Below are 16510 nucleotides of genomic sequence, written 5' to 3'. Positions count from 1 at the left end.
GCGGAGTTATTTAAGGCCACTGCAGGATCCCCTGCAAACCCTGACTTTTGCTCATAGGAACCTGACGATAAACCGAGCATATAGAAGAGGAAGGTAAGGCGCATTTTATGAGCGGCGCAGACTCCGGCAACGCCTTTTTCTGCCCGGATAGCCCTTTCTCTCTCTGAGTGAGAAGATTTGAGTATTGCTCAGGCTGACGCGTAGAGCATAAATCCTAAAAGCGGGAAATGGATTGGCATCGCGCCGCGCTTCAGAAAAAAACTTCCCAAGCTTTGCTTCCCAGCAGGAATAGAAACAAGGAATAAAAGCAGGGCTTTAGGAAGCACGCCGCATTGCACCACTCGTTTCATGCACCCCTCCTCCGTGGCTGATTGGCTCAGTGACAGAGATGGGCACAGGCAATTTCAGCAGGACATAAAGATTGGCAAGATTGTCGCGGAATAACTGGTCGAAGCTCGATACCGCATAAGGCGGATTATAGTCCCCCAACCACCAGAACCAGTCGGAGCTTTCGCAGGATGCAAGCTGCCGCTCCGCTTTCCTTCTTTCGTCAGGAGTCAGGCGCCCGCTTTGCATGACAAGATCATAGCTGTGCTTGGCGGCGCTCAGCAGATCCCACGCACGGTTCTTGTCCCGATCCCCGATCCAGGTGGAGAAAGTTCCATACACCCAGCTGCCCGCGGTCAGAACCGGCAGGCGCGCCGCTTCCGTCCCTTTCTCGGACGCGATATAGTCGCGATAGGTCGTGGAATGGATGGAAGGATGATTTTCCAGAATTTCGTACAGATCATTGAGGAAATAATATCCATTGTAGGGATAGTATTCCCAGGCATTTTCACCGTCGAGAATCACGCTCACGACCGGTTTCTCTCCCGGCAATGCGCTATGCCCGATCTCCTCCAGAGATCGCGCCAGATGCTCGGCAGCGTCCCGCCCAAACCACTTGGCATATTCGAAACCGATCATGTCCGACAATTTCTCGTCCCGGAAGAAGCAAATGACATCGCCTGCTTTTCCGTCAACCCGATATGGCCGGTAAAGAAAGCGACTCCTCTCCGGCAGAGGCTCGCCCGGATAGGAATGACGCAAACTGTTCGCCAGCACCCCTTCCCCACTGGCGCACCACTGACAACCTTTTTCACCCAGTATCTCAAGTAGCGGTGCTGATACCGCTCCTTCCGCAGGCCATACTCCCTCGGGGCTTGCGCCAAAACGCGCGGCATGGCTTTCAATGGCGGAAACCAGTTGGGATGCGACGCGACTTCGCCCGCCGGGATAAACCGGTTCGGTCGGCAGAGCTGAACCCGGCATGCTCTCGCGAGCGGATGAAAAATCGATCAGCAAGGGTGCGAGCGGATGGTAATGCGGGGTGGTGGAAAGCTCGATCTGCCCCGATTCCACCAGCTTGCGATAACGAGGAATCAAGCCTTGCACAACTTCTCCAATCACATCGAGCAATTGCATCCGATCTGCATAGCTGAAACCCTTCGCCTGGGTCATCAATTGGATCACCACCTCACTGCTTCGCCGCACACTTTCACCCGTCCAGGCGAGGTGATACCAAACCAGCAGATCCGCAAGATACTGGCCGGAAAGATAGGTCAATTCCCCGTCCCCGTATTCCCTCAACATTTCATGGATGTCGTACAGACGCTTGTACGCAGGATACGGCTGCATCATGGTCAGATGATTGCTGCGAAAACAGCTGTCGAAGGCGCGTAACCGATCTTCTTCGGAAACGTCGTCCAAGCTGGGGATGGCCAGCAACCGCAACAGCGGATCCCGGATCTCTCCAGAAGCAAACTGGGTAGCATAGTCCTCGAGCTGATCCAGCAATACCGGCACGAAATTGATCACCGCCTTCATACGGGGGTGGGCCTCAAGGTGAGCAGCCATATCGCTGTAATCCTTGATCGCGTGCAGGTATACCCATGGGAGCATGAATTCGCCGGTCTCGTAATTGCGATAATCCGGCTGATGCATGTGCCACAGCAAGACTAATTGTACTGGTTGCATATCTCGCACACCTGTTTGATCAACCTTATCCAGATCCGTTTCTATTATCTTACGTAATGTATCTTTTGCCCCAGCATTTCCGGAGTGACAAGCGTAACACCCGTTTCCGTCACATAAAAATGCTTTCTGTCTTCCACTGGATCAAATCCCACCTCCAGACCGGGAGGAATGATGCAGTTCTTGTCGACCACTACCCGCCTCAACCGTGCATTTCGACCTACATCCACGTTCGGCAATATCACCGAGTCTTCAAGCATGCTGTAACTTCGTACCTGCACATTGGAAAACAATAGCGAGCGGCGCACGGTTGCCCCGCTGATAATGCAACCCCCGGAAACCATGGAATCCAGCGCCTGCCCCCGCCGATCATCATTATCAAAGACAAATTTGGCCGGAGGTAGCTGCTCCTGATGCGTCCAGATGGGCCAGTCCTGATCATACAGATTCAGATCGGGCGTCACCTGAACCAGGTCGAGATTGGCTTCCCAATACGCCTCGACTGTGCCCACATCGCGCCAATACGGTACGCCAGAAACCATGTTCACGCAACTGTCCGAGAAGCGGTGGGTGAACACACGGCTCCGTGGAACAAGATGCGGGATCAAATCCTTGCCGAAATCATGCGACGAGTTCGGATCGTCGTGATCACGTATCAACTGATCGAAAAGAAAATCAGCCTTGAAAACGTATATTCCCATGCTGACAAGTGCATAACCCGAACGACCTGGAACCGCTGTGGGAACTGAAGGCTTTTCGGTGAAATCTGTCACCCTTCCGTCCTTGGTTACACTCATGACTCCGAAAGCACTCGCCTCCTCCAGAGGAAGATCGATACAGGCAATGGTCATCTCGGCGGATTTCGCAATGTGATCGGCCAGTAATTTGGCATAATCCATTTTGTAAACGTGATCGCCACCCAGAATCAGCACGTAATCCGGATTATGACTCCGTAGGATGTCGATATTCTGGTATACGGCATCCGCTGTTCCCTGGTACCAGCTTTCTTCGGTTCTCTGTTGTGCCGGCAACAGTTCGATGAATTCCTGAAACCGTCCGTCAAGAAATCCCCATCCCTGCTGGATATGGCTGATCAGGCTTTGCGCCTTGTATTGCGTTGCGACACCAATGCGGCGAATACCGGAATTCACGCAATTTGAAAGAGGGAAATCGATGATGCGGAACTTGCCCCCGAAAGGAACCGCAGGTTTCGCCCGCCAGTCGGTCAACTGCCGCAGTCGGGTGCCACGGCCGCCCGCCAGTATCATTGCTATTGAATTACGTGTGATCTGGCTATAAGAGCGCAAGTCAGCCGGCAATTTCATTCAGGACCTCCCTTGAATTGTCGCATGGGCGACTCTTTTACCATTATATTACTGCAGTTGCAGCAGTTTTCTGCAGCTAAATTGAAGGAAGCGCAGAGGCCTTGTCTGGCCGGGGCTGTTTCTTCCCCGCCTGCTCCTCTTATGGACTGCCCACTCAGGCCAAAGCCTGAGGTTGCCAAAGTCATTGCGGAACGGGCTAAAATAGCGAAAAAAATTATTGTGCGGGGACGCGCGATAAGCTGTTAGCGCGAGGATTTTGGACATCTCTCCGCTCCTAAAAATATCCCTCTTTCCCTCTTGGGAACAGGAACAATGTTCCTGTGTAGTGTGAATCATGCAGTAACCGATTAACCAAGCCAAATCAAGAGGAGAAGCAAAGTGGCCAGAAGCTACAAAATCATCTTCGCCAACAATCAGAGGTCGTTTGCAGTAAACGCACTCGCCCTTGCATGCGACGGCTCTTGGCGAGATGCAGTCCAGCGCTATAACGGTAAACATGATCTGGCGTTTATCGACGTGGAAGAAGAGAACGCGGCACACCTGGAAGAAATGCTAGAGCAGGACGACAATGTTCTCTCCTATTTATGTACTGACCATTAAAAGGAGATGACCTCAAACCCGCGAAGGCCGGCAACTGCTCGGCTTGACGCAGTCCAGTTTGGGAAACTCCTACAGCCACGGAACGCACTGTGCACATGCGGGAGAGCGGGCAACGAAACATGGCGCCAGCCACGCAAGACCTGCTCCAGCGCATCATGACGGAGCGCGAACTTGAACATATTCTGTCTGCCCTTTGCCATATGACAGGCAATGTTGCGTTCGACCTTCCTGATGACGCCCCGCGTGAACCGCAGCGTTGCTTCCAAGCTCTGCTCTCGCAGTTTCTTGGCAAAAATCTCGCGCCCATCGTGTAAATCGGTCCTGCTCGTATGCAGTTACCGCCATCGCTACCCGGACTATCCACGCTATAATCGATCCATGCGAGCATATCCTACAATACAGCGTCCCTCCATCAAGCGAGATCCTCGGCTGCATGCCCTGCTGGCCGGGCGCCTACACGATCCTTTCAGCTTCCTTGGCGCCCATGCCGAACATGGGCATTGGGTCGTGCGCGCCTTCCATCCTCATGCTGCAAGCATCTGGATCAATACAGATGGCGGTTTCGAAAACATGACAAGAGCCCATCCTGCCGGAGTTTTTGAATGGTGGGGACTTATACCGCTGCCTCGGCCTTATCAGCTACGCATCGAAGAGGCTTCCTTCGAAGCACCAGCATATGTGTATGATACTTATGATGCCTATGCGTTCCCTCCACAAGTTTCGGAACATGACCTGTATCTGTTCAACGAGGGCCGCTTGCATCAGGCTTACAGGACGCTCGGTTCTCATTTGGTGGAAATGGAAGGGGTTGCCGGAGTTCGTTTTTCCGTCTGGGCACCGAATGCGGAACGCGTCAGTGTGGTGGGAAGCTTTAACCGCTGGGATGGACGTATCCACCCCATGGCCTCCCATGGTCCGAGCGGAGTATGGGAATTGTTTATCCCCAGTGTGCCGACGGATTCATTTTATAAATATGAAATCCGGAATCGGGATACCGGCGCGATCCTTCTCAAAACGGATCCTTATGCGCGCCATTATGAAGTACGTCCCGGCACTGCTGCCCGTACCCCACCCGACAGCAAGATGACGTGGGACGACGCGCGGTGGATGGCCCAGCGCGCAGTATGGGATTGGCTTGCCACTCCGCTCAATATTTATGAAGTTCACGCCGGGTCATGGAAACGGCACGCGAATGGAAGTTTTTATTCATACCGGGAACTTGCCGGTCACTTGATCCCGTATGTGCGGGAAATGGGATATACGCATATCGAGTTGCTCCCTATTTCGGAGCACCCCCTGGATGAATCCTGGGGTTATCAGACGACGGGCTATTTTGCCGCAACCAGCCGCTACGGCACATCGGATGATCTGAAATTTTTCATCAACGCCTGTCATCAGGAGGGAATCGGGGTAATCCTGGATTGGGTCCCCGCACACTTTCCGCAGGATGCTTTCGCCCTAGCCCGATTCGATGGGAGTGCCCTATATGAACATGAGGATCCTCGCATGGGCCTGCATCAGGACTGGGGCACGCACATTTTCAACTACGGGCGCAATGAGGTGAAATCGTTTCTCCTTTCCAGCGCCCACTACTGGCTATCGGAATTTCATCTTGACGGGCTGCGTGTCGATGCTGTCGCTTCCATGCTCTATCTCGACTATTCGCGACTTCCGGGCGAATGGCTGCCCAACAGATATGGTGGCAGGGAGAATCTGGAAGCCATCGATTTTCTGCGTGAACTGAACATCATGGTGCATCAGGAATTTCCAGGGGCGCTGACACTTGCCGAGGAATCCACTGCATGGCCGGGTGTATCCCGCCCAACTTACGTCGGCGGGCTGGGTTTTTCCATGAAGTGGAACATGGGCTGGATGAACGACACCCTGGTGTATATGCGCAATGATCCGGTCTACCGGCGTTTCCATCATGAGCAGTTGACGTTCGGCCAGTTATACGCATACAGCGAAAACTTTGTGCTGCCGTTCTCCCATGATGAGGTCGTTCACGGCAAAGGTTCGCTCCTGGGCAAGATGCCCGGAGATGCATGGCAACAATTCGCCAACCTGCGCCTGCTGTTTACCTATCAGATGACATATCCCGGGAAAAAACTCAATTTCATGGGGAATGAATTTGCCCAGGGGCGGGAGTGGAATTCATCGCGCGAACTCGACTGGTATCAGTTGAGCAATGGCTGGCATCAGGGAGTAAAAATGGCAGTGCGTGACCTCAACCAACTGTACAGTTCCGTTGCCGCACTGTATCAACGTGATTTTGAGCCGGAAGGCTTTTCGTGGGTGGATTGTCACGACGCGGACAACTCCGTGATCAGTTATCTGCGTTTTGCACGGAACGGTTCGTTTGCTCTGGTGGTACTCAATTTTACGCCGGTTCCACGCAGCCGTTACCGCATCGGTGTGCCCGCAGCGGGAAGCTATCAGGAAATCTTCAACAGCGATTCTCGTTACTATGGCGGCAGCGATCTCGGTAACATGGGAAGTATCCCCACAACCGGCCAGCCTTCCATGGAACGGGCGGATTCAATTGTTATCACCCTGCCCCCGCTTGCTGGGCTCATTTTCGTTCATACTGATCTGCCTGCAACCAGCACCGACGGATAAGGGAGCAGGTTGATCCTCCGGAACAAGTCCATAGCCTTGGGAACCACTGAAGTTTAGGGTTTCCTTGGTAATGCTGCGGCAATAATCAATAATGGTCCTCAGCATGCGGGCGCCACATGGCGTTATGCCTATGCTCCCCGCTCAGGTTAACTCCAGCTCCCATATGACAATGAACAGTAAACGGAAAAAGTCATGACTCCTGCACAATCACATCCGCACCTCGACGTTCTATTCATCACACCCGAGATTCACCCTCTTAACAAAACCGGAGGGCTGGGTGAAGTGAGTGCTGCCTTGCCCACCGCCTTGAATGAGCTCGGAGTGGACGTGCGCATACTCATTCCGGGTTATCCCCAGATACTCAACGGATTGAAAAACAAGCAGAAGATAGCGGAATTTGCCGCTCAATCCTCATTTCCGGCAGCGACACTACTATCGGCAAGGTTGCCATTTGGCGCCTCTGGCAATGTTCCCCTGTTCGTTATTGATTGCCCGGAACTCTACTGGCGTGACGGAGGCCCCTACACCAACCCCGAGGGGCACAACTGGCCCGATAATGCGATACGCTTTGGTCTTCTCTCAAAAATCGGCGCCATTCTGGCAAGCGACGCCAGTCCTCTGGACTGGCATCCGGACATTGTTCATTGCAATGACTGGCAAAGCGGTCTGGTACCTGCCTACCTCCATTTCCATAAGGGAACAAAGGCAGCGTCTCTGATGGTGATTCATAACCTCGCTTTTCAAGGGGTATTTTCCCCCGAGACTGTATCTCAACTGGGACTGCCTCAGTCGAGCTTCCATGTCGAAGGGGTGGAATATTATGGAGGCATGTCCTTCCTCAAAGCCGGACTCTATTATTGCGACCACATCGTCACTGTAAGTCCTACTTATGCGAGGGAGATTCAGGTTCCGCCTCTCGGTTTTGGCATGGAAGGACTGCTCTCCCTGCGGCGCGAGCGCATCACGGGGATCGTGAACGGTATCTCCGATGAGTGGAATCCCGTCAATGATCCCCATCTTGAGCAAAACTATTCGATGGATGATCTGTCCGGCAAAGTCATCAACAAGACAGTGCTCCAACAGCAACTAGGGCTTACCGTCGATCCTGATGTTCCGCTGTTTGGCGCAGTGAGCCGCCTCACTTATCAGAAAGGCTATGATCTGCTTTTGCGGATCGTCACACAACTGATTGACATACCGGGGCAACTCGTTATTTTGGGGAGTGGCGAAGCGACGCTGGAGCAGGAACTGATGCGGATGGCAAGAAATCATCCCGGAAAAATGGCGGTACGTATCGGTTTTGACGAAAAACTGGCGCATCTGATAGAGGCAGGGACTGACAGCTTCCTGATGCCATCCAGATTTGAACCCTGCGGCCTGAATCAGATGTACAGCCAGTGCTATGGCACTCCTCCCCTCGTTCATGGAACGGGCGGCTTGCTCGATACTGTCGTTGACTACACGCCGGAGAGCCTGGCTGATGGAACCGCCACAGGTTTCGTATTTCATGAACTGACGCCCGCGGCCTTTCTGAGCGCATTGGAGAGGACTGTTGCGGCGTATCGTGACAAACCGGTGTGGCGTCGTTTGATTCGAAACGGTATGACGCAGGATTTCAGTTGGCGTGCCAGCGCAGCCGACTACCAGAAAATCTACCTGTCGCTGCTCAACCAGAAACGATAGGCGCCAACGCAAGCACCATATCTGCACGACGGACAGAGGCAGGTAGAGAAGAAGAAGACAGAGGCAGATGAAGGAAACCTAGAGCCACACCATCATGCCCATTTCGAATGGATGAGTCAACAAAGCATGATACGGATAAATCCGGATATAGTAGTCCAGCTTGCCGCACAAATCGGGCGTATGATCCAGTTCGAACAGGTGCTCCGCTGATTCTTCCTCGATACCCCTGAACTGGAAGCGGACATGCTTGAACGAGCATAGCGTAGTCTTTTTCAATCGACGACAAATCAGCAGTTCGACCACCACATCCTCCGGATGTAACCCGTTCAGCCTCACTGCGACACGAAAATCCACTGCCTCGCCGAAGCTGATCTGGCTGAAAGGCGTATCCAGGCGCCGGATCGTAACGCCTGCCCACGCCTTTCTTACGAACGCTTTCCAGGTGGCTATCTTTCTTGCGTTGCTGAAGTCATCCGCCGCATAAAGCGCGCCCTGCTTTTTTGCCGGGAGGTAAAACTTCGTAGTGTATTCGGTCATCATGCGGGTGGCGTTGTAACGCGGCAGCAGCGACTTCATCGAGTTCTTGGCCATCTTTACCCAGCCCGAAGAATAGCCCAGCTTATCGCGGTTATAGTAAAGGGGGACTACATGATCCTGCAGCGTTTCATAAAAATCCTTGCTTTCCTCCTTGTCGCGACGCATTGCATCCATATTCTCGGGTCCCGGCTTGATAGCCCAGCCATTCTTTCCGTCATAGCCTTCCCCCCACCACCCATCGAGGACGCTCAGATTGATGGTTCCGTTTATGCCTGCCTTCATGCCCGAGGTTCCGCTTGCCTCCAACGGATACACGGGACTATTGATCCATACGTCCACACCGGCCACGAGACGACGGGCAAGGCGGAGATCATAGTCTTCGACCAGGAGAATCTGACCCTCGAATTCGGGCATTCGCGCAACTTCACTCACTCTCCGGATCAGATCCTGTCCAGGCACGTCGGCAGGATGCGCTTTTCCGGCAAAGAGGATCATCACCGGTTGTTCCTGGTCGAGCATGATTCTGCGTAACCAATCGAGATCCTCGAATAGCAGGGTCGCGCGCTTATAGGTGGCGAAGCGCCGACCAAAGCCAAGTGTCAGAATGTTCGGGTTGATAGGATCGGTGAAGCGCAGAAGCCGGTCAAGATGTGCTTCAGAACCATGATTGCGGGTATTCTGCGTGGTGAGGCGCGCGCGTATGCCATAGAACATTTGTGATTTCAGAGTTTGGCGAACACTCCAGAACAAATGATCAGGAATGGTATCGATGCGCGACCAGTATTCCGTATCGCACATGTTATTGCGCCACTCGTATCCCAGGTAGCGGTCGAACAGGTCGGCCCATTCCTGCGCGAGAAACGTGGGAACATGCACCCCGTTCGTGATGTATGACATCGGATTTTCTTCCGGCTCGATCTGCGGCCACACATCCTTGCAGATGCGCGCAGACACATTCCCGTGGATCTTGCTTACACCATTCTGATAGCGTGAGGCCCGAATGGCGAGATCGGTCATGTTGAAATCATCACTACCCGGGACACGGCCAAGCGCGATAAAGTCCTCGCGTGTAATTTTGAGATCACGATAGAACGGCTCAAAATAGGCGTTGATCATATCATCGCTGAAATGATCGTGTCCGGCCGGCACTGCTGTATGGGTCGTAAATACGGTGCTAGCGGCTACAGCTTCGAGCGCTGCGCGAAAATCCAGGCCTTGCTGTACGTGGCCGCGAATGCGCTCCAGCATCATGAAAGCCGCGTGTCCTTCATTGATGTGCCATATCGTAGGCTCGATGCCCATTTCTCGTAGCGCGCGGATCCCGCCCACGCCAAGCACGATCTCCTGCTCGATGCGCATCACTCTGTCGCCCCCATAGAGCTGATGCGTGATGTCGCGATCTCCCGGTGAGTTTTCAGGGAGATCCGTGTCCAGCAGATACAGACTGACATGTCCTATTTTTGCCCGCCAGACCTTTATCGCCACCGGGCGTTGCAACAACTCCACTTCTATTCGTACTTCGGATCCATCCTGCCGCAGGACTGGCGCAACAGGCAAATCCGAAAAATCCGAATCAGCGTAAATGACCTGCTGATTCCCCTGGTTATCGATCGTCTGGAAAAAATATCCCTGACGGTAGAGCAAGCCGATGCCGATCAATGGCAAGCGCAAGTCGCTGGCTGCCTTGCAGTGATCACCTGCCAGAATGCCAAGCCCTCCCGAATAAATCGGGAAACTCTCATGAAAACCGAATTCGAAACAGAAATAGGCGATCTTGTCGCTCGGGTTCAGGCTCGCATCAATGCCATTCCACAACGTCTCCGAATGATAGTAGTCATAAGCGGACACTATGCTATTGTAATTGGCCAGGAAAACCTGATCTTCGGCTGCCTTGAGCAGTAGCGTTTCATCCACACGCTTGAGGAAAGCCTTCGGATTATGTCCGACGGCTCCCCACAGATTCGGATCGAGGCGTGAGAACAGCGAGCGCGTGGCTCGATCCCAGCTGTACCACAGATCGTTGGCAAGGTCTTCGAGACGTGCCAGCCGGGGTGGTATCTTCGGGGTGACAGCAATGGTAAACAAGGTGCCTTTCGACATGCTCAATCTTCCCTGAGAAGTTGAAAAATGAGGTACGGAAATAGCTGGCCTAGTCCCGGGATTTTTTTATATCGACCGGGCTCATGGCTCTACCGCCTGCATGAAATGTTCACGGTAATATTTCAGCTCCGCAATGGAGTCGTATATATCCGACAGCGCTTCATGCTTGCACTGTTTCGTCACACCGGCCAGAATTTCTGGTTTCCAGCGTTTTGCCAGTTCCTTCAAGGTGCTTACGTCGAGGTTCCGGTAATGGAAATAGGCTTCCAGCCGCGGCATCCAGCGTGCCAGAAAACGCCGATCCTGGCAGATCGAATTGCCGCACATTGGCGAAACTCCAGCAGAAATATGTTCTTGAAGAAAAGCAATCATACGGACTTCCACTTCGGCTTCCGTAAGCCCGGATGCCCGCACCTTTTCCACCAGACCCGATTTTGCATGCGTGGATTTATTCCAGCTATCCATTCCCTCGAGCACCGATTCAGATTGCGACAAGACCAGCACCGGAGCTTCCGCAAGAACATCCAACTGTGAATCTGTTACGACCAGAGCGATTTCGAGTATGCGGTCTCTATCCGGGCTGAGCCCGCTCATTTCCATATCGATCCAGATGAGGCGGCCATTGTCTTGTGTCATAATTGAATCGCCCTGAATTTTCGACATGTAATTGTGTCATATCACTATTGATCAGTCATCCTTCAACCGTAAATCCTGATTTGGGGGCAGTACAACTCCCATTTGCACATGCCTATTTTCACTATCATTTTTCTTGCCGTCCTGACCGTCACTTTTATTATGCGAATGTGGCTGGCGAAACGGCACATCGAGCACGTCATTTCACATCGCGATCAGGTTCCGCAGGATTTTTCATCACAGATATCATTGAAGGCGCACCAGAAAGCAGCTGACTATACTTGTGCGAAAACCCGTCTCGGATACGCCAGCATCCTGCTTGATGTTGTGCTGCTGTTGATACTCACCCTCGGAGGCGGGCTGAACGCTCTCCATACCGCTGTATCCAACTGGACGAGCGATCCATTGATGCAGGGGGTGGCGCTTATCGCGAGTGTCATGTTCCTGGCGAGCGTAGTGAGCGTACCCCTGAGTTACTATCGCACCTTCGTGATAGAAGAGCAGTTCGGGTTCAACAAAATGAAGCCGCGCATGTTCTTCCTTGATCTGGCAAAGCGGTTTACCCTGGGAATTGTGCTGGGCATGCCGCTGCTGCTTGCCGTCCTGTGGTTGATGGAAAGGATGGGTGAATACTGGTGGTTTTATGCCTGGCTGGCATGGATGATCTTCAACTTGCTGGTACTGGCGATCTTCCCTACCTGGATCGCCCCTATCTTCAACAAATTCACTCCGCTGAACGATGTTTCCTTGAAGACGCGGATTGAAGAGCTGATGCGGAAATGCGGCTTCAAGTCCAGCGGTCTTTTCGTGATGGATGGATCGCGCCGCAGCAATCATGGCAACGCCTATTTCACAGGATTCGGCAAAACAAAAAGGATTGTCTTCTTCGATACCCTGCTGTCCCGGCTGGATGCACAGGAAATTGAAGCAGTGTTGGCGCACGAGTTAGGACATTTCAGGCGTCACCATGTCATAAAGCGCATTGTCTGGACATTCGCCATGAGTCTGTTGTTTCTCTGGGGGCTCGGCTACCTGATGCAACAGGACTGGTTTTACCAGGGATTGGGTGTCTCGGTTGCAACAGTGCCCTCCACGGCGATGGCGTTGTTGCTGTTTTTCCTGATAATGCCTGTGTTCACTTTCCTGTTTCAGCCACTGGCGAGCCTGTACTCGCGCAAACACGAGTTTGAAGCGGATGAGTATGCCGCCCACAATGCTTCCACAGCCGACCTCGTGCGCGCGCTCCTGAAACTTTATCAGGACAATGCATCGACACTCACGCCGGATCCCCTGCACTCGGCATTTTATGATTCGCACCCGCCCGCCGCACTGAGGATAGCGCGGTTGAGAAGTCTGGCGCATAATTAACTTTGTTCTATATTGATCAGCAGGAGCACGAATGGATACCACTGTCAATGATCTCGCTACAAAACAATGCAAGCCTTGTGAAGGAGCGATGCCTCCTTTGTCACAGGAGGAAATAACTCAGCTGATGCGGCAGCTCGATGGCTGGAATTATTTTGGAAAAACGATTCGCAAGGAATTCAGCTTCAAGAACTACTATCAAACAATGGCATTCGTTAACGCTGTAGCATGGATATCACACCGGGAGGATCATCATCCCGACATTACTGTCGGTTACAACAAATGTGAGGTGGAATACACAACCCATGCTATCGGTGGTTTGTCGGAGAATGACTTTATTTGCGCCGCGAAAATTGACACCCTTTTTCAAATTTGAGATTGCCTGGGCGCCCATCAGTTACCTCATCTCCCCTTCATGGAGAAATCGTAGCGGCCTTCGGCAGGCATTTCCTCGTTAAAACTGCGGATGACTCGACGCTCATATGCGTGTTACGCGGAAAAAAAAGGGGGGGGGCATGCGGCGATCGGGTTGAAATCTATCAAACGGGGCCTGAGCAGGGGGTTATCGAAAGGATTTTACCGCGTAGCGCCCTTTTATATCGTAGTGATCTCTCCCGCGAGAAACTCATTGCAGCCAATGCCACCCAGGTAATCATTGTAGTGGCGCCAGTCCCAAGCTTCAGCGAGGAGCTGATAAATCGCTGCCTGGTTGCCGCCGAAAGCCAACGGCTCAGTGTTCTGATCGTACTCAACAAGACAGACCTGGTAGACCCTAGCAGAGTTGCCTTGAACGGACTCTCACTCTACCGAGAGCTCGACTATACTCTGTTGCACATCAGCGCCAGAAACGACGTAAAACCCCTGCTGCCCTATCTGGAAGACCATCTCAGCGTACTGGTCGGTCAGTCCGGTATGGGAAAATCCACCATCATCAATGCGCTTGTTCCTGACGCTGAGCGTGCCACTGCCGACATTTCCGCCACCCTCGACGCAGGGCGCCACACGACAACTCATGCGCGGCTTTATCATCTCGACAGGAATGCCCGAATCATAGATTCTCCGGGAATTCAGCAGTTCGGCTTGCAGCATCTGAGCATTGAAGATATCGCCTGGGGATTCAGGGAATTTCGTCCCTACATCGGCAAATGCAAGTTCAATAACTGCCGCCATTCAGGCGAACCAGGGTGCGCATTGGTGGATGCGATGCGGGAGAACAAGGTGAGCGTACGCCGCATTGACCTCTACCATAAACTCATCACTTCGTTAAGCACGAATCGCATTCCGTCTTTTTCCTCCCGGACGAAAATCCAGTAGCGGTTTCCAATCCACTTACTTCCGTTCGATACAGGCGGTACGAAACAGGGCATTGCGTATCATAAAAGCTGCGATACGTTCTTTTCCATAAGCCAAAAAAAAGCACGAGGGACCGTATTTCCGGTCCATCGTGCTTCTATTACTTTTATTACGAAGCCTGCTGGTCAGGCATCACTCCCTCGATGGGCTACCATCAAGCGAGGGCGTGGTAGCACTGACTTTTTCCTTCTTCGCCTTTCTTCCCGCGAGTGGATGAGCAGAGAAAGGTTGGAAGCGCTCGAAACCTGTCACCGTCACCGCTCCTCCTTTTTCGACATATTGCTCCTCGAAATGCTCCAGGAATTCCATGAAGGTATGATCGACCAGCGTTGCCTGGCTGAAATCAAGAACGACTTCCTTTTTGGGTTCAAACTTGGCCAGTACCTTCTTGAAGCCGATCAGGTTGGAAAATATTGCGGCATCCTGAACGTTCATATAGTACTGATTTCCCGTCTGCTTCAGTTGATAGCGCGCCGAGAAAAGGTTGCCGAGCGATGCGCCATTTACGATATGGAAGACGAATTTGACGAGAATACCTGCCCCGATACCCATCAACAGGTCAGTGGCGACCGTCACCGCAATCGTAACCAGGAAGATCGTCAACTGCTCGCTGCCAATCTTGTAGGTCTTGAAAAACTCGTGCGGCGAGGCCAGCCGGTAGCCGACGAAAATCAGCATGGCTGCCAGTGCGGCATTCGGAATCATCTCGATCACGGGGATCAGGAACAGCATCGAGACAAACAGGCAGAGGCCATGGAAGAAATTGGCCCAGCGCGTGCGTGCACCAAAACCGACGTTGGCTGAACTACGTGCCACTTCCGATATCATTGGGGATCCACCCACTACAGCGGCGAGTGTGTTGCCGGCACCGACGGCGATCAAGTCCTTGTTGAAATTGGATTGGCGCCTCCAGGGATCCAGGCTGTCAACTGCTTTGACGGTAAGACAGGACTCCAGACTTCCCACCAGCAGGAACATGATCACGTATTTCCAGAACGCCCCTGTTCCAATTTGCGAGAAATCGGCGTTAAAAGCAATTTCCTTCCAGAAATCACCGATATGCACGAGGATATGAGCGGGTTGCGTTCCCTTGAAATCCAGAGCCATAGCAGCGGGGATAGCTATCAGCAATACAACCATTGGAGCTGGAATTTTCTTTACTAAAGGGCTTTTTATCTTGGGCAATCCAAACAGGACGACCAGACTGAGTATCCCGACTATTGCCACAGGCACGTTTGGATTCATGATGGAATGGGGAATATGCGCATAAAGCTTCACAGGTCCCATTCCCGCCAGTGTCGCTGGGTCTATTCCGAGAAGGATGTGCGCCTGCTTCGAAATAATGATAAGCCCGATCGCAGCCAGCATTCCATGCACCGCGGATAACGGAAAGAAATCGCTAAGCGAACCTGCCCTCATAAAGCCGATAACGACTTGCAGCGCGCCCGCGACGACCATGACGCCCAGGGCCATTTTCCACCCTTCCGGACCGCCGCCGACTTCGGCAACACAACCTGCGACAATGGTAATCAAGCCCGCTGCCGGGCCTTTGATGGTTAGTTGTGAACCGGCAAAGAACGCGACTACCAGCCCGCCAATCATGGCGGTAAGCACACCCATTGCGGGCGGAAAATCACCAGCTTTGGCGATACCTAGACTAAGCGGCAGAGCCAGTAGGAAGACAAAGAAGCCGGCCATAAAATCGTACCGGAAGTTCTCCAACATCCCGGACAGACCGTCTTTCGGTACTGTCAGTTTAGTGGTAGAAGCAGTAGCTGAACTCATCAGTGATAACTCCTGTTAATTGGATTTTAATATCCTGAATAAAAAAGTCTCATATTTCCATTAATTTCCATTCGCCTGCCAAGTTTCTCAGCAGCAGGCTATCCAGAGGGTTTGAAGAGCTTCATGCGCGGTATTTTTCGTCTATAAAACATGTGTGTGTTCATCTCAACCAAGTTTTCGTGTCCTGCGCCATGCGTCTTCACATTTGTGATATAATTCATCCTTTATCCCATCCCTCTTTTAGAGGAGTTGCTCAAAATACGGAATACCACCCCGCATTTCCCTTTTCCCCCTCTACACCCCCGCATCTTTTTTCTTTCGAAGTGTAAGGCTTCGCATACTTTGTCTTTTATTACCTCTGATGAGGCGTAGTTGTGTGTGCTGAAGTCGGTCAGAAATGAATTTGTCTACGCCTCTATTACTCCCTCGCGCGAGATCGGATACATCTTCCGAAACCTTCTGAGGCGTTCACTTATTATTCATTACTCAGGTACCTT

General features: G+C 52.5%; 13 protein-coding genes. 7 read left to right on the top strand and 6 right to left on the bottom strand.

The window, feature by feature from the left end; all coding sequences use genetic code 11:
• Positions 1–188: 188 nt before the first annotated feature.
• Genes BMW46_RS15595 through glgC form a run of 3 tightly spaced genes read right to left on the bottom strand, consistent with a single transcriptional unit; the run spans position 189 to position 3338 of the window.
• The gene (locus BMW46_RS15595; RefSeq protein WP_218141788.1) at positions 189–350 is read right to left on the bottom strand and encodes a hypothetical protein; all 162 of its coding nucleotides are present in this window, start codon (positions 348–350) and stop codon (positions 189–191) included.
• Complete coding sequence (locus BMW46_RS10445; protein WP_074708227.1) at positions 316–2016, bottom strand: glycoside hydrolase family 57 protein; 1701 nt, start codon at positions 2014–2016, stop codon at positions 316–318. Before BMW46_RS10445 ends, BMW46_RS15595 begins: the two co-directional genes overlap by 35 nt.
• Positions 2017–2060: 44 nt before the next feature.
• Positions 2061–3338 (bottom strand): glucose-1-phosphate adenylyltransferase, encoded by a 1278-nt coding sequence (gene glgC, locus BMW46_RS10440; RefSeq protein WP_074708224.1) that lies wholly within the window; start codon positions 3336–3338, stop codon positions 2061–2063.
• A gap of 378 nt (positions 3339–3716) precedes the next feature.
• On the opposite strand from glgC, the gene BMW46_RS10430 reads away from it, so the two are divergent.
• From BMW46_RS10430 to glgA, 4 genes are all read left to right on the top strand, one after another.
• Positions 3717–3938 (top strand): hypothetical protein, encoded by a 222-nt coding sequence (locus BMW46_RS10430; RefSeq protein ID WP_074708219.1) that lies wholly within the window; start codon positions 3717–3719, stop codon positions 3936–3938.
• Between the two features lie 89 nt (positions 3939–4027).
• Positions 4028–4252 carry a hypothetical protein gene (locus BMW46_RS10425; RefSeq protein ID WP_143121451.1) on the top strand — a complete coding sequence of 75 codons (225 nt, stop codon included), beginning with the start codon at positions 4028–4030 and terminating at the stop codon, positions 4250–4252.
• Positions 4253–4316: 64 nt separating this feature from the next.
• Positions 4317–6557 (top strand): 1,4-alpha-glucan branching protein GlgB, encoded by a 2241-nt coding sequence (glgB, locus tag BMW46_RS10420; protein ID WP_074708214.1) that lies wholly within the window; start codon positions 4317–4319, stop codon positions 6555–6557.
• Positions 6558–6749: 192 nt separating this feature from the next.
• A complete protein-coding gene (glgA, locus tag BMW46_RS10415; RefSeq protein WP_074708212.1) occupies positions 6750–8240 on the top strand; it encodes a glycogen synthase GlgA in 1491 nt (496 codons plus the stop codon).
• Between the two features lie 78 nt (positions 8241–8318).
• On the opposite strand, the gene glgP is transcribed toward glgA, so the two are convergent.
• Positions 8319–10877 carry an alpha-glucan family phosphorylase gene (glgP, locus tag BMW46_RS10410; RefSeq protein WP_074708209.1) on the bottom strand — a complete coding sequence of 853 codons (2559 nt, stop codon included), beginning with the start codon at positions 10875–10877 and terminating at the stop codon, positions 8319–8321.
• 81 nt (positions 10878–10958) lie between these two features.
• Positions 10959–11513, bottom strand: coding sequence for an oligoribonuclease (orn, locus tag BMW46_RS10405; RefSeq protein ID WP_074708430.1), 555 nt, complete (start codon positions 11511–11513; stop codon positions 10959–10961).
• Between the two features lie 108 nt (positions 11514–11621).
• Between orn and BMW46_RS10400 the strand changes: the two genes are divergently transcribed.
• The 3 genes from BMW46_RS10400 to rsgA are packed head-to-tail and all read left to right on the top strand — an operon-like array spanning position 11622 to position 14189.
• Positions 11622–12878, top strand: coding sequence for a M48 family metallopeptidase (locus BMW46_RS10400; protein ID WP_074708207.1), 1257 nt, complete (start codon positions 11622–11624; stop codon positions 12876–12878).
• 31 nt (positions 12879–12909) lie between these two features.
• The gene (locus BMW46_RS10395) at positions 12910–13251 is read left to right on the top strand and encodes a 4a-hydroxytetrahydrobiopterin dehydratase (protein ID WP_074708204.1); all 342 of its coding nucleotides are present in this window, start codon (positions 12910–12912) and stop codon (positions 13249–13251) included.
• Positions 13248–14189 (top strand): ribosome small subunit-dependent GTPase A, encoded by a 942-nt coding sequence (rsgA, locus tag BMW46_RS10390; RefSeq protein ID WP_074708202.1) that lies wholly within the window; start codon positions 13248–13250, stop codon positions 14187–14189. The genes BMW46_RS10395 and rsgA overlap by 4 nt, the downstream gene beginning before the upstream one ends.
• A 171-nt stretch (positions 14190–14360) precedes the next feature.
• On the opposite strand, the gene BMW46_RS10385 is transcribed toward rsgA, so the two are convergent.
• Entirely contained in the window at positions 14361–16013 is a 1653-nt protein-coding gene (locus tag BMW46_RS10385) for a SulP family inorganic anion transporter (RefSeq protein WP_074708199.1), read from the bottom strand.
• Positions 16014–16510: the final 497 nt, after the last annotated feature.

This window comes from Nitrosospira multiformis, assembly GCF_900111585.1.
In the GTDB taxonomy this organism is placed as follows: domain Bacteria; phylum Pseudomonadota; class Gammaproteobacteria; order Burkholderiales; family Nitrosomonadaceae; genus Nitrosospira; species Nitrosospira multiformis_B.
The sequence above is the reverse complement of the archived record's forward strand: the minus strand, read 5'-3'. Positions and strand labels throughout refer to the sequence as shown.

Bases quoted from the DNA above. Each gene is read 5' to 3' on its own strand.
- BMW46_RS15595 (WP_218141788.1), bottom strand. From the start codon at position 350: ATGAAACGAGTGGTGCAATGCGGCGTGCTTCCTAAAGCCCTGCTTTTA.
- BMW46_RS10445 (WP_074708227.1), bottom strand. From the start codon at position 2,016: ATGCAACCAGTACAATTAGTCTTGCTGTGGCACATGCATCAGCCGGAT.
- glgC (WP_074708224.1), bottom strand. From the start codon at position 3,338: ATGAAATTGCCGGCTGACTTGCGCTCTTATAGCCAGATCACACGTAAT.
- glgB (WP_074708214.1), top strand. From the start codon at position 4,317: ATGCGAGCATATCCTACAATACAGCGTCCCTCCATCAAGCGAGATCCT.
- glgA (WP_074708212.1), top strand. From the start codon at position 6,750: ATGACTCCTGCACAATCACATCCGCACCTCGACGTTCTATTCATCACA.
- glgP (WP_074708209.1), bottom strand. From the start codon at position 10,877: ATGTCGAAAGGCACCTTGTTTACCATTGCTGTCACCCCGAAGATACCA.
- orn (WP_074708430.1), bottom strand. From the start codon at position 11,513: ATGACACAAGACAATGGCCGCCTCATCTGGATCGATATGGAAATGAGC.
- BMW46_RS10400 (WP_074708207.1), top strand. From the start codon at position 11,622: ATGCCTATTTTCACTATCATTTTTCTTGCCGTCCTGACCGTCACTTTT.
- BMW46_RS10395 (WP_074708204.1), top strand. From the start codon at position 12,910: ATGGATACCACTGTCAATGATCTCGCTACAAAACAATGCAAGCCTTGT.
- BMW46_RS10385 (WP_074708199.1), bottom strand. From the start codon at position 16,013: ATGAGTTCAGCTACTGCTTCTACCACTAAACTGACAGTACCGAAAGAC.